The following is a 12,850-nucleotide window of genomic DNA, read 5'->3' on the forward strand; positions in this document are numbered from 1 at the left end:
AACACAATGATCATTATCCATGCAGTACTTAAAGTGAATCCAGAACGTCGCGAGCAGTTTTTAGCGGAGTCCAAAACACTTCTCACAGCTACTCACGCTGAAGAAGGAAATCTCTCTTACGAGCTGTATGAGAATGCTGGAGAAGCAAACTCATTTATTATGGTGGAGACTTGGCGCGACGCTGAAGCCGTATCCAGCCACAATACGAGCGCTCATTTTACTGCGTTCTCAGCTAAAGCTGGTGAATTCTTGGCTGCGCCACTAGACGTAAAAGTATTTAGCGCAGAGCAAGTGAAATAAGTTATCTCGATTCTTAGTGAATCCTGGTTGATCTTAAACAGGGATGTTCCATAGCCATAATGGCTGCGGGGCATTCCTGTTTTTTATGTTCCCCGTTTATAAGGAGGAGTTCAAGGGTATCTATCCTTACCTTGATACATGTGCAATCACAATAAAGATAGGGGATCTTACATATGGAAACACAGAAAAATATGATCGATATGGTGAACTATTATTTATCAGGCGGTTCACTTGCCCGCATTATGGGCGAAGCAGGAGAAGAGGCGGAGCACAGGCTGATGGGGATCGACCTGGAGGCGGCTAGAGCATACCGACAGTCCATTGGCGGAGTCATTACGGAGGGTGAGCAGCTATTTCAGGTTCCTGGCTTTAGCCCAAGATTGCTGGGACAACTTACTGAAGTATTAGACAGATTAGATTCAGACAAGCTAAAAGCTCTGGCCCCACAAACCACATGGAATAACCAAGTAGATCCTTACGTGAATGGACCCGAGTGCCTAGGGATGATACTAGAAGAAATAAAGAAGGCACAGCATTATATTCACCTGTCCGTGATGCTCTTCTTTAATGACCGTTCAGGCAATCTGGTTGCAGATGAATTATTTCACGCCCTTAAACGGGGGGTGAAGGTACGGATCATGGTCAATTACGCGCTGACAGCTTTAGGGTATGAGAACAATCTGGCGTTTGGTCAATTTTCCAAGATTTCTGAAAGGCTCGAGAATGCAGGAGCTAAGCTGTTGAATACCTTCAATTCTTATTATACAGCCGTAGAATGGCGTGTGAAGCGGAAGGCGCTGAAGCAACAAGGCGTACCGGAAAGTATCCTGTTCTTACAGGATAAAGTACAAGAGGACGTTGAAATCACTGGGCTGAATGTCATTGATCATCGGAAGTTTATGGTCATTGATGGGGTAACCTCTATTATTGGCAGCCTGAATATTGGAGATCAATACACGTACGTGACGCCTGTTCAGGCATCTTCTTCGATCAGTATAGAAGGACATTTACAGGGGATTCCTAGTAAAAAAGAGGAGTGGCATGATGGCTGCTTCCGCATCCGTGGCGCGGCGGCGCAGCCTTTAAATGCTAAGTTTCATTCCCGTTGGTTACTTCTGGGAGGTGATCATTTTGACGTGGATGATGCCTTCTACCATCCGAATGTAAATTATCATTTTGGGGAGGAAGAATGTACACTGTTTGCAAGCTTTCCGGGTAATCCAGTTAACTTAATTCAGCAATACTATTTGAATTTAATTACCTATGCGAAAGAGGAGACGGTGATTGTAAATCCTTATTTGATTGATCAAGAGTTTTGGGATCGGCTGGGGGAGCTGGGGCCAGACTGTTCCTGTCATCTGAGCATCTGCAATCCGCTGAAGGTTAATGATCATCCTACCAATACTGCGGCGGTACGAGGCAATATGTATAAGCCGTTTCTCAATGGGGTTTCCTTTTATGATTACAGTTTCACAGGTCGTTTTTCACATTGGAAAATAACCTATGACCATAGATCACGGGTGGTATTTCATGGCTCCTACAACATCAATGAGAGAAGCGCCTGCCACGATTTCGAGCTGGGAATGCTGGTGAAAGGGGAGGCCTTCGCAGAGCGGATAAAGTCTATGATCGATTATGATCTGGGTGTCTCACGGAGAATTACGAAGAAAAGTGAGTTCTTTAAGTATCCTTGGCTGCATCCTAGTACGTATCTGAACAAGGTTACTCAGAATTACACTTGATAATATCGGTTCATTGTCATGTATAATGATCGTTATAAATTATCAAGGTGGAATCATAGCTATGAAAATCAAAATTACAAAGAATGGCATGAAAAAGGATGAGGTATTCTTTCGCACAGAGTTTGGCGAGGGTCGGGGGATCTGGTGCGGTGCTCCTGTGGAGCCAGATACGGAAACAGATGTGGAATTCGAGCTTTCGGAGCTGCTGATGAGATGGGTGGATATTCTGCCTGCACCTGCTAGTGAGTTCAATACTAGGTTAGAGGGAGATAAGATTGTTTTTACCGGTGTGCTGGAGAATATTGAAGAGGATGGAACAGGATTTTTGCGAATAGGTGAAAGTTTAGTGATGTTCGAGTGTCTCGGTGAGCCTATGGCGCTTGGTGTGTTTGTAGAAGTACAGGTTCGTAATGTGAGTATCTACCCTTTGAGTATTTGACGCTTATCAGGGACTAAGATAACATACAAAGATAGCATTAGATTTAGAAGTAAGTATGAGGAGTAGAAGTCTATGAACACCGAAATTCAGCAATTTAAGACCGAATTCTTCAAGGCGCTGGCTCATCCGATGCGAATTCGTATACTGGAACTGCTCAGCGAAGGTGAGAAGAATGTAAATGAGCTACAAGCCATTCTAGGATCAGAAGGCTCTGCTGTATCCCAGCAGCTAGCTGTTTTACGCGCCAAGAATGTAGTAGCCAGTGTAAAAGAAGGTACCACTGTGATCTATTCGTTACGTGATCCTCTAATTAAAGATCTTCTGGTCGTAGCCAAACAAATATTTGATAACCATCTGGTGAATACCATTTCATTGCTCGAAGGTATGCGCGGAGAATAAAGGAATAACATTATTTTGGCGTTGACAACAGTAGCGTCCTAGAGTAATGTTCTTCTTATATTCAAATAATCAGATATTTAAAGAAAAGAAGGTTTGATCATGACAGGGTGGGGCCGATATAAAGGCTACAACATGAATGCATTTCGCAAGGATTTGATTTCGGGAACAATCGTTGGTGTTATTGCCATTCCTTTGGGGATGGCATTTGCTATTGCATCTGGTGTAAAACCGGAGTATGGCATTTACACGACAATCGTTGCCGGAATATGTATTTCATTGTTCGGAGGATCAAAATTTCAAATTGGTGGGCCAACAGGTGCTTTTATTCCTATCTTGTTTGCCATTGCGATGGAGTATGGCTATGAGAACTTGCTTATCGCTGGGATGATGGCAGGCGTTATTCTAGTTCTCATGGGATTATTAAAGTTGGGTGTATTGATTAAGTTTATTCCGAGGCCAGTAACGATTGGTTTCACAGCAGGGATAGCGGTCATTATCTTCACCGGGCAGATTGCTAATTTCCTTGGACTAAGGAATATAGAACGGCATGAGAGCTTTGTAAATAATATGAAAGAAATAGGGCTTCATCTATCGACGATGAATGGATACAGTATTCTGACCGCCGTGATTTGTCTTGCCGTCGTTATCCTAGCGATTCGATTCGCTCCGAAGGTGCCTGGATCATTGGTAGGTCTTCTGTGCGCGACTGTGGTTGCTGCGTTATTCTTTAGTGGTAAAGTGACTACGATTGGCTCTGCGTACGGAGATATTCCTAATACCTTACCAAGCTTTCGATTTCCGGACATTACTTGGGAACGAATTACCCTGCTAATTCGTCCGGCATTTATCATTGCAATGCTAGGTGCTATAGAGTCATTGTTATCTGCTGTTGTAGCGGATGGAATGACAGGCAGCCGCCATAATAGTAACCGAGAGCTGATCGGTCAGGGAATCGCAAATATTGCTGCTCCATTGTTCGGGGGCATACCAGCGACAGGAGCAATTGCTAGAACAGCGACGAACATCAAGAGTGGCGCTGTTTCTCCCATCTCGGGGATCGTTCACGGTGTTGTGGTGTTTCTAATTCTCCTGTTGCTCGCACCCTATGCTTCCAGTATTCCTTTAGCTGCGATGGCACCGATCTTAATGGTAGTAGCTTGGAATATGAGTGAGCGCAAAGAGTTCCTTCATCTGCTTAAGATCAAGACCGGCGATTCCTTGGTGTTATTCATCACCTTCTTGTTAACGATATTTGCAGATTTAACGCTGGCTGTAGAGGTGGGATTAATTCTTGCGGTTATTCTGTTTGTGAAACGAATGGGAGAGGTTCATCTGGTAGCCAAAGTGCTGCCTGATCCGAAGTCCGTTAAGGTAGAGGCACATATGGTTACGGAGAGTCATGACTGTCCGCAAATTGGAATTTACACGGTGGAAGGTCCGCTGTTTTTTGGCGCTGCTTATCGATTCGATGACACTATGCCAAGCTATGGTTCAGATCAACCTAGAATTATATTAATGCGGATGGGGAAAGTACCCTTCATGGATACCACTGGAGAATCCAATTTAGCAGAGCTGGTGCGGCATTTACAAGCTGTTGGAGGGAAACTTATGATTTCAGGTATTCAGCCACAGCCGCTTGAGCTACTCAAGAGAACTGGACTGTATAGTACCATAGGTGAGGCTCAGTTTTATCCGCACACCGGGGAAGCCATTAATGACGCACTTAACAGCATCGATTACAACAAGTGTATTGGATGTAGCCATGCCGCTTTTAGGGAGTGTACAGCGTTCTCCTGTCTGGAAGAGGCGGGAAGTGTGCGCGGTCTGAAAGGGCGTAAGAAACCTGTAATTGCACCTGAACTAAATAGTGGTCTTTGAGTGAAATAGATAAGAGTCAGCCCGGACGTTTTTGCGTCCGGGTTTTTCTGTTCAAATATAAGAATTTAAGTTTCACATCATATATTATCCTTATATTTCTCGCTTAAACGCTTATCGTCCTAATAAGGACGACAAAGGCGTTTATGCTTGAGATTGGACTTGGGAATGCCAAATTTGTACAATTGGGTATAAGTTAAATGTAAACTATCTCGATAAGGAGAATATAAGCTCATGAAGGAATTGCGTTATCCGAAGGTGTTTATGCTCTTGGCAGGTCTGTCTGTGGCGACATTGGCCGTATATCGTGTAGTGTCACTACAGACGGATTCGTTTTATGCATTTTTACTCTGGAATTTATTCCTGGCTTGGATTCCGTTCCTGTTCTCTATGGCTGCTTATGAACTGGATAAAAGGAAGATAGGTGGATTGCTGCTTGTTCCGCTAGGCGTCGCTTGGCTGCTGTTCTTTCCGAACGCGCCTTATCTCATGACGGATCTGGTGCATCTGACGATAAGAAAAAGCAGATATATCGTGGATGGCACCATTCAGAATCGGTATTGGTATGATCTGGTTACCCTCTTATTGTTCACTTGGAGCGGATGGTTGACTGGTTTCTTCTCTTTATACCAGTTCCAGACGGTTGTTTATCGCAAGAGCAGCCTGCTGTTCTCTTGGATATTCGTATTCGCAGCATGTGTACTTGGGGGGTATGGTGTCCTGCTTGGCCGAGTCTACAGGCTGAATAGCTGGGATGTACTGACGGACCGGCATCAGTTGTACCAACTGGTTATGGACAGCTTGAATCGACAGTCGGTATTTTTCAGCTTGTTCATTGCGTTTGTATTGCTGGTTATCTACGCTACGATGTACTGTTTGCTGAATGGTCTTGGAACCAGTGAAAGAGGAAGGGGCGCTAAGCGCATACGTGGTTAATCCATAAATTCCGGATCAAATTGGTATTGCTTCAGATCTACCACACCTTTTTCATTAAAAATAATCCCTTCCTCCTGTAAATAAAGCTTCTGGAGGGAGTTGGATTCATCTTCAGTCAAGGCGATCATTCCTTTGGCGTTGATAACCCGATGCCAGGGAAGCTTATATTTTCTACTCATGGAGTGAAGGATACGAACTACCTGCCTTGCGCCTCTTGGGCTTCCTGCCGCACGAGCAACGCCTCCGTAAGTCATTACTTTTCCTTCAGGTATAGATTGTATGATACGAATCACTTGTTCTGTAAATGGTGTCATAGGGAGCTCCTATCTCTTATTTTCATCAAATTATACCAGATGATCACTACAATCATAAACATTCAACATGCCGCTGCTAAAGCGGCTTTTTTATTTTAACAGAAGGATTTTACTTTCCTTTGTGAAGAAGTTGATCCCTTTTAAGTATAATTTTGGCGGATAGTATTTAGTGAGATGGGGGATAATTTCTAGGAAACTATTGTGACAGGAGTGACTACTGTGGAGAAACAGACAGCAGATGGTAACCGCAAAGATTCCCTAAAAAATACGACGTCTGGACAGACTCCGAGTACGTCACTAGATGAAATGATGAAGCTGTTTCGACAAATCTTCAAGGATGATGGAACACTAAGAATAAGGGTGATAAATAATATCCATAGTGACGGCATCCGCTGCGGATTAGTCTATGTAGACGGAATGGTAGACAGGGAAATGATCCAGTACGGGGTGATAAAGCCTCTAATGGATTTTGATTTTACAGCAATGGATAGCGGGAATACAGCTGAAATGATGGAGAAAATTCGGACGCTGGTTATTAACATTAGCGATGTGGTTTGCTCTACGAGTTTGGATGAGATGGTTAGCGCGGTCGTAGCTGGAAAAACATTGTTTCTGATGGATGGCTTTGCGGGTGCGCTTAACATTAGTGCGCAGGGGTGGGAAACGAAGGCTATCGCGGAGCCTGTGACGGAAAAAAGCGTAAAGGGTCCGCGAGAAGGTTTTACAGAGTCGCTGCTTGTAAACTTGACGCTCATTCGCCGAAGAGTGCAAAGTCCGGACTTAAAGATTATTTATGGTCAAGTCGGGACTCGCTCCAAAACACAAACTTGTATTTGTTATATCGAAGGTTTGGCCTCACCGGATGTTGTTAAAGAGCTGCAAAACCGAATTCAACAGGTGGACATAGATGTTGTATTGGATACGTCTATTCTTTCGGAGCTTATTCGAGATGAACCCTTTTCACCCTTTGAAATGACGGGAAGCACAGAACGTCCTGATTCTGTAGTAAGCAAAATTATGGAGGGTAGAGTTGCCTTATTAATGGAAGGCAGTCCTTATGCAATGACAGTGCCCTATTTGTTTGTGGAGAATTTTCAGGCCAGTGCTGATTATTATATTAACTATTACTTTGGTTCGTTTAACCGAATGATAAGGGTACTTGGAGCCTTTTTGTCTATTAGTATTCCTGCTTTGTACGTAGCGTTGGTTACCTATAGTCAGGAAATGCTGCCTACCATGTTGTTACTTAGTATTTCAACGTCGAGAGTAGCCGTTCCTTTTCCAACTGTGGTGGAGGTCTTGTTCATGCTAACGATATTTGAAATTCTGCGAGAGGCAGGAGAACGAATACCGACCTACATTGGTCAGGCGATTAGCATCGTAGGTGCGCTTGTACTGGGTCAGGCGGCTGTGGAAGCGAGAATCGTTAGCGCTCCTATGATTATTGTAGTGGGTTTAACAGGAATTATGGCTTTGCTTAACCCAAGACTGACGGGTCCTCTAATCGTAGTAAGGTCGCTTTTGCTGTTCGTAACCTTTTTTCTGGGATTATATGGGTATTTTTTGGGTGTGATCGGTTTAGTGATTCATTTGATGAGTTTACGTTCCTTTGGGGTTCAGTACATGCTTGGAGTAGGTTCTATTCATCCGCAGGACATTAAGGATACAGCTATAAGGGCGCCATGGTGGCATATGTATTTACGTCCGGCGATGATTGGAGCGCGTAACCGAAAGAGAAAAGCGACCAATAAAGTAAGGAATCGGTCATGAAAAAAATCAAAAAAGGGTTGCTAGCTTGTATATCGCTATTACTTCTGGTAAGTACCTTGGGTTGTTGGGATTACGCCGAAATTGAAGATAGGGCAGTTGTAGCAGGCGTGGGCATCGATAAGGATTCTGACGGGAAGCTACTAGCAACGGTCGAAATTGTGGATACGAAAGAGGGGATGAAATCTAGTCAAGCGGGTTATAAGATGGTTAGTCTTTCAGGAAAAACGATGTTTGATATTGTAAGAAGCATGATTTCAATCACGGGAAAGAAACTATTTTGGAGTCATTCCAAGGCGATCATCCTCAGTGAGGAGATAGCGAAGGAAGGGGTTGTAAAAGTGATTGATTGGTACAACAGAGATACAGAAACTCGATCGGATGTATACGTGTTTGTTTCTAAAGAGAAGACGGCTCAGGAAGTAATTAATTTAAATAGCTCAACAGAAACTATTATGTCTTATGGTCTTGCTCAGCAGATGGCAATTGAACAAAATGTTAGTACGGCCCCGGTTGTGGAGATTTGGGACTTCATTGAAAAGCTGGAGACGCCCGGGGATTGTGCTATAGCTCCTCTTATTTATATCCACGAAAAAAATGGTCAGAAAAATCCGCGTGTTAGTGGAACTGCTATATTCAAAATGGACAAAATGATTGGCAAACTGAGTGGCGAAGAGACCAAGTACATGTTGTTTATTAAAGATGAGATAAAGGGTGGGGTGTTAACCGTGAATAACGAAAAGGGAGCCCCCGACTTCACACTTGAGATTTTTTCCAATAAAACAAAAGTAAAGCCTGTTTGGGTAAACGGTAAGCTTCAATTACAGATAAATATGGTCACACATACCGGGCTTGATGAGGTAATGACTACTGAAGGATTCACTAGTCTGAATAGTAAGAATGTTATAGAGAAGCGTGCCGCTAAGGAATTACAGAAGCATATTCTCTCTGTAATTAAAAAGTTGCAGCAGGAATATCATTCCGATATTTTTGGATTCGGAGAGATTATCTTTGAGAATATGCCTAAGACCTGGACCGAGCTAGATAAAGATTGGGAGCGGGAATTCTCTGATCTAGATGTGGTTGTAAATTCAACAGTAATTATTGAGAGCAGTGCTCAAAACTCAAGATCTATCCAGATCCATCAAGAATAGGTGATAAAATTGGCTGTTATCGTTGTTTTGATCTACTTTTTTGTTGTATTGATGGATCCTTACGGATTGTTAAAGCAAGGGATGAAACGGGATTTTTATGTGTGTTGTACACTATGTCTGTTTTCTTTCTGTATTGCTTTTGCATTGGCCATGAAATGGCAGCTTCCTAGTCCTTCACCTTTAATTGTAAGCTGGATCAGCAAGTTATTTTAGTTACAAGTCCAAGAGGAGATTTAAGCATGAAAAAAGAGATCATACCCACAGGGCATTCTATAAGTATTGTTGTTCTATTTATTATTGGGACTTCACTATTCATGGGTCTGCCGGGGAAATCGGGCAACAGTAGCTGGATTGCTCTACTTTTTGCCATATCTTTAACGGTTCCCCTGCTGTTTATATACGCTAGATTTCATGTGCTTTTTCCGGGTAAGAATCTATTTGATATATTGATCATCGTATTTGGATCTATCTTTGGGAGAGTAGTTTCTTGTATGTATATATGGTACGCGCTGCATATGGGGGCCCTCGTTCTACGGAATTTTGGGGAATTTAGTAAAACGGTTGCCTTGACAGAGACGCCTATGATTGCACCCATGTTATGCGTAGGTCTGTTATGTATTTGGGTGGTTAAGGCAGGAATTGAGGTGATTGGGAGATGTGCTAAGCTATTTCTGCTGCTTCTTTTAGCTGAGGTTCTGTTTATTGAAATTTTAGCCATTCCCAAGCTCAAGTATCACTATTTGAAGCCTTTTCTTGCCAGTGGATGGTCACCAATATTTGCAGATACATTTGGGTCATTTACTTTTCCTTTTGCTGAAATTGTTCTTTTTATGGGAGTGTTCAGTCATTTACCGGCAAAAGACTCAGCCAAAAAGATTCTGCTAAGCGGATTGCTGATTTCTGGTGGGGTGATTTTGCTCGTTTCTCTGCGGAATTTGCTGATTCTCAATCCTGATATTGTTCAAAGTTTATACTTCCCCTCTTATGTAGCGGTTAGTCGGATTAATATAGGGGATTTTTTGACCCGAATGGAGGCATCATCAGCACTTGGATTTGTCATCACGATATTCATAAAGACTAGCTTATGTTTATATGTGGCTAGTGTTGGAGTCGCTAAATTATTCAAACTGAAGAGCTACCGATCCGTTGTGCTTCAGCTGGGATTGATTATGGTTTATTTCTCTCGATTTATCTTCAAGGATATTATGGAGATGCAGCATTTTGCCTATACTATTTATCCAATATATGCGCTTCCTTTTCAGGTGATTATTCCGTTGATATTGTGGATTTGTGCTGAAATTAAGGTTAGTAAAAGTAAAAATAAGCAGGTGGCATCACAGCAATAGACCTACTTTCGAACATTCCTGATCTCTAGTAAAGATTAGGAATTCTTTGATTTTAAAACTAAACATAAGTTAGCTATAATGATAGATATATATAGAATGGTTGTTTTAGAAAAGAGGGAAACAGGTATGAACATCAGCAACATCATTATGTCCTCTTATTGGGGTAGAGAGGTTAGACATAAATATATTACTCAAGGATCTAAGGCATTGGCTGTTATTTTTCCAGGTAAAAATTACTCGGCTGAACGCCCCCTGCTAGATTATGCGGCCAAAGCAGCTCGGGAACATAATTGCGATGTCCTGCTGCTTGAATATGGCTACCAGAGTGCTAGAGTAGGTTTTAAGCGTGATGAAATGATTATTCTCATTCAGGAATGTAAGGCGGCCATTGCATCTCTTCCTGAATACAAAAAGATTCTATTCATTAGCAAAAGCGTGGGTTCGGTCATAGCAGGGAGAATTGCAGAAGAGCTAGAAATACAGAAAAAGACGTCTCATCTATATATAACACCATTACCTGAGGCGATCCCTTTGATACAGCAGAGTCGTGGGACTGTAATTTATGGGGGAAGCGACCCTTTATTTAGCGAACAGCTTTCTGGTGAAATTAGTGGGCTTCATCATTTAAAAGTGTATAGAATCGATGATGCTAATCATAGCCTTGAGGTAGAGCAGGTCAACGAGTCACTAGCCATTCTGCTTGTTATTATTAATTTTTATCATGAATTTTTCCGTGATGCTTTAAATACATAACCTTTGGAGGATGCTGATTATGATTTTGGAAGCTGCGATGCTGCAAGTGAAGCCTGGTTTAACTACTGAATTTGAAAAAAGCTTCAAGGAGGCATCAAGCTTAATTTCTTCGATCGAAGGCTACATAGGGCATGAATTGCAACATTGCTTGGAGGATGATCATAAGTATCTACTGCTTGTGAAGTGGAGAACGCTTGAAGATCATACCATAGGATTCAGAGAATCCAGCCAGTATCAGGAATGGAAGGCGCTACTTCACCATTACTACGACCCATTTCCGGTTGTTGAGCATTTTACCCGCATTAATCTGGACTAAATGGAGGCTGCCGAATGAAGGCGAAGCTTGTTGGGAAAGGCAGAACAGCGGAGATCTGGCAGCATGATGATCAGAGGATTCTTAAATTGTACCTAGAGGATGTTTCAGAACAGAATATTAGCCGAGAATATAAGATCAGCCAGTTTGTGCACTCGCAGGGCGTCCGGACACCACAGCCATTTGAACTCATTTCTGAACAATCAAGACAAGGTATTGTATTTCAACAAATTAAAGGTCCCTCCCTGCTAAAGGTGATGGGTGAGAAGCCTTGGAAAGTTAGTAAGTATGCCAGAATGATGGCTAGGCTTCACTACGATTTGCATAAACTTGAAATTACTGAGGAGATTGGACAGCAGAAGGATATGTTGAAGTGGAATATCATGGGGGCTCCAATGCTTAGTGAAGATGAGAAGTCAGCCATCCTGCGCTATCTGGAGAAGTTACCACAAGGAACCTATTTATGTCATGGAGATTTCCATCCTGACAATGTACTTATGGATGATCAGCTCTGGGTAATCGACTGGATGACAGGTGTGGTGGGAGAACCAGCGGCCGATGCTGCGCGATCTGTAGTAATGTTCAGTATGGGAGCCATGCCCCCTGGAGCCTCTGCCTTATCGAGAATGATGATAGGTTTTATTAGAAAGAAATTAACCAAGGGATATATTCAAGAGTATCTCAGATTATCAGGACATACTTATGAGGACGTAGACCGCTGGATTTTGCCGATCGCTGCCGCGCGTTTGGTGGAGGGGCTTTCGCCTCCAGAGAAGGAGCTGCTGGTAAAAGAAGTTCGTAAACGTCTACAAACCTTAGCCGCAGAGGTAAGCTGATCATGGCACAAAAACGGAGGCGTATTCTATGACTACCTATATTGCGCTGCTGCGTGGAATTAACGTCGGCGGGAACAAAATTATTAAAATGTTGGACCTGAAGGCGATGTTTCAGACTCTTGGATTTGAAAATGTACGAACGTATATTCAGAGCGGAAATGTTGTATTTGAGAGTGATGAAGGTTCGGAGAGTCTGCTTACTGGAGTCATTGAACGCCAGATTCATGAGGTGTTTGGTTTCGAGGTCTCTGTTATGATTCGTACACTGGCTGAGATGGAGAACGTGATCGCTAACGATCCCTTTCAGCTCTCCGAGCCAGAGGAATTCAAAAGATGGTATGTTACTTTTTTACCAGTCGAGCCTTCAGCAGAAGCATTGGATAAACTGCGCACTTATGAGGATGGACCAGATAAAGTGCGTTTTGTCGGCAGAGAGATGTACGTGTTATATGAGGTCAGTGTGAGCCAGTCGCCGCTTTTCAAGGTTCCTTTTGACAGAATATTGGGTATGACGCTTACAGCACGTAATTGGAATACGGTGAATAAGCTCGTTACTATGGGCAGAATGGAATAGTCTATTTTAAAATATTTGCTTGGGTTGGGATTTGAACAGAAAGCCTCCACAGTTGTGGGGCTTTTTTTGCGTTCTGGTGGCCTTGTATATTCAGCAAACATT

Annotated in this window: 14 protein-coding genes; 13 read left to right on the top strand and 1 reads right to left on the bottom strand. The window is 42.8% G+C overall.

Features of this window, described 5'->3' with window-relative positions:
- Nucleotides 1-6 precede the first annotated feature (6 nt).
- The 6 genes from H70737_RS02755 (at nt 7) to H70737_RS02780 (ending at nt 5,691) form a co-directional block, all read left to right on the top strand.
- Entirely contained in the window at nt 7-300 is a 294-nt protein-coding gene (locus H70737_RS02755; RefSeq protein ID WP_042184585.1) for a putative quinol monooxygenase, read from the top strand.
- Between the two features lie 173 nt (nt 301-473).
- The gene (locus tag H70737_RS02760) at nt 474-2,042 is read left to right on the top strand and encodes a phospholipase D-like domain-containing protein (protein ID WP_052404139.1); all 1,569 of its coding nucleotides are present in this window, start codon (nt 474-476) and stop codon (nt 2,040-2,042) included.
- Between the two features lie 61 nt (nt 2,043-2,103).
- Complete coding sequence (locus H70737_RS02765) at nt 2,104-2,481, top strand: hypothetical protein (protein WP_042184588.1); 378 nt, start codon at nt 2,104-2,106, stop codon at nt 2,479-2,481.
- Nucleotides 2,482-2,553: 72 nt separating this feature from the next.
- The gene (locus H70737_RS02770; protein ID WP_042123860.1) at nt 2,554-2,880 is read left to right on the top strand and encodes an ArsR/SmtB family transcription factor; all 327 of its coding nucleotides are present in this window, start codon (nt 2,554-2,556) and stop codon (nt 2,878-2,880) included.
- A 99-nt stretch (nt 2,881-2,979) separates the two neighbouring features.
- Nucleotides 2,980-4,758, top strand: a complete 1,779-nt coding sequence (locus tag H70737_RS02775) for a SulP family inorganic anion transporter (RefSeq protein ID WP_042184590.1) — start codon at nt 2,980-2,982, stop codon at nt 4,756-4,758.
- 231 nt (nt 4,759-4,989) lie between these two features.
- Nucleotides 4,990-5,691, top strand: coding sequence for a DUF1361 domain-containing protein (locus H70737_RS02780; protein WP_042184591.1), 702 nt, complete (start codon nt 4,990-4,992; stop codon nt 5,689-5,691).
- Here the strand turns inward: H70737_RS02780 and H70737_RS02785 are convergent.
- Nucleotides 5,688-6,005, bottom strand: a complete 318-nt coding sequence (locus H70737_RS02785) for an MGMT family protein (RefSeq protein WP_042184593.1) — start codon at nt 6,003-6,005, stop codon at nt 5,688-5,690. The two genes, H70737_RS02780 and H70737_RS02785, sit on opposite strands and share 4 nt — an antisense overlap.
- A 219-nt stretch (nt 6,006-6,224) precedes the next feature.
- Here H70737_RS02785 and H70737_RS02790 point away from each other — a divergent pair, with 219 nt between their 5' ends.
- The 7 genes from H70737_RS02790 (at nt 6,225) to H70737_RS02825 (ending at nt 12,748) form a co-directional block, all read left to right on the top strand.
- Nucleotides 6,225-7,775, top strand: a complete 1,551-nt coding sequence (locus tag H70737_RS02790; protein WP_042184595.1) for a spore germination protein — start codon at nt 6,225-6,227, stop codon at nt 7,773-7,775.
- The gene (locus H70737_RS02795) at nt 7,772-8,926 is read left to right on the top strand and encodes a Ger(x)C family spore germination protein (RefSeq protein WP_042184597.1); all 1,155 of its coding nucleotides are present in this window, start codon (nt 7,772-7,774) and stop codon (nt 8,924-8,926) included. The genes H70737_RS02790 and H70737_RS02795 overlap by 4 nt, the downstream gene beginning before the upstream one ends.
- A gap of 239 nt (nt 8,927-9,165) precedes the next feature.
- A complete protein-coding gene (locus H70737_RS02805) occupies nt 9,166-10,272 on the top strand; it encodes a GerAB/ArcD/ProY family transporter (RefSeq protein WP_042184601.1) in 1,107 nt (368 codons plus the stop codon).
- A gap of 126 nt (nt 10,273-10,398) precedes the next feature.
- Entirely contained in the window at nt 10,399-11,025 is a 627-nt protein-coding gene (locus H70737_RS02810) for a hypothetical protein (protein WP_042184603.1), read from the top strand.
- Nucleotides 11,026-11,044: 19 nt separating this feature from the next.
- Nucleotides 11,045-11,341: an antibiotic biosynthesis monooxygenase family protein gene (locus H70737_RS02815; RefSeq protein WP_042184604.1), complete on the top strand. Its 297-nt coding sequence runs from the start codon at nt 11,045-11,047 to the stop codon at nt 11,339-11,341.
- A 14-nt stretch (nt 11,342-11,355) separates the two neighbouring features.
- On the top strand, nt 11,356-12,174 hold the full coding sequence (locus tag H70737_RS02820) for a phosphotransferase family protein (protein WP_042184606.1): 819 nt from the start codon (nt 11,356-11,358) through the stop codon (nt 12,172-12,174).
- A 28-nt stretch (nt 12,175-12,202) separates the two neighbouring features.
- Nucleotides 12,203-12,748, top strand: coding sequence for a DUF1697 domain-containing protein (locus H70737_RS02825; RefSeq protein ID WP_042184608.1), 546 nt, complete (start codon nt 12,203-12,205; stop codon nt 12,746-12,748).
- The last annotated feature ends 102 nt before the right edge of the window (nt 12,749-12,850 follow it).

This window comes from Paenibacillus sp. FSL H7-0737 (genome assembly GCF_000758545.1).
In the GTDB taxonomy this organism is placed as follows: Bacteria; Bacillota; Bacilli; order Paenibacillales; family Paenibacillaceae; genus Paenibacillus_AQ.